The 632-nt window shown below is 38.0% G+C and carries 1 protein-coding gene and 1 pseudogene; both read left to right on the top strand.

Annotated features, from left to right (window positions below):
• On the top strand, window positions 1–339 hold a 339-nt coding region (locus IE271_RS44620), incomplete at its 5' end, for a glycine--tRNA ligase subunit alpha (protein WP_190195529.1).
• A 1-nt stretch (window position 340) separates the two neighbouring features.
• Window positions 341–632: pseudogene (locus IE271_RS44615) on the top strand (GTP cyclohydrolase I); the annotation flags it as partial.

Here is a 632-nt window from a genome sequence, read left to right as displayed (position 1 = left end):
AGCGTGAATTATGCGCAAGTGCATTTAGAAAGCGAATACGAATTTAGCAAGTATCATTTTGAAGTAGCGAGCGTGAAAAGGCTATTAGAAATGTTTAAAAACGCGCAAGCTGAAGCCTTGCATTGCTTGGAAAACAAGCTCCCGCTACCCGCTTATGATTTTGTGATGCTATGCTCGCATTTTTTCAATATTTTAGACGCTAGAAAAGCGATTTCGGTGGCTGAAAGGCAAAATTATATTTTACAAATCAGGGATTTAGCAAAAGGGTGCGCCATTCTTTATAAAGAGCAAGAAGAAGAGAGAGAAGAGCGTCTAAAAAACGCTTTAACAAAGGCTTAAAATGGCGTTAGTTAAGGAAGTGTTGGAAGTTTTAGAGCGCCTTTCTCCTTTTGAACTTCAAGAATCATGGGATAATAGCGGGTTGAATGTGGGGAGTGAAAATCATGAGTTTAGCCAAATTATCGCATGTTTAGAAATCACGCTTAAAATCGCTCTAAACGCTCCCCAAAACGCCCTAATCATCACGCACCACCCTTTAATTTTCAAGCCCTTAAAAACGCTTAATGATGAGTTTTATCCGGGTAATATTTTAAAAATCTTAATCCAAAAAAACATTTCAGTCATTAGCATAC

The sequence above is a fragment of the Streptomyces minutiscleroticus genome (assembly GCF_014650875.1).
GTDB lineage: Bacteria > Actinomycetota > Actinomycetes > Streptomycetales > Streptomycetaceae > Streptomyces > Streptomyces minutiscleroticus.
The sequence above is the reverse complement of the archived record's forward strand: the minus strand, read 5'-3'. Positions and strand labels throughout refer to the sequence as shown.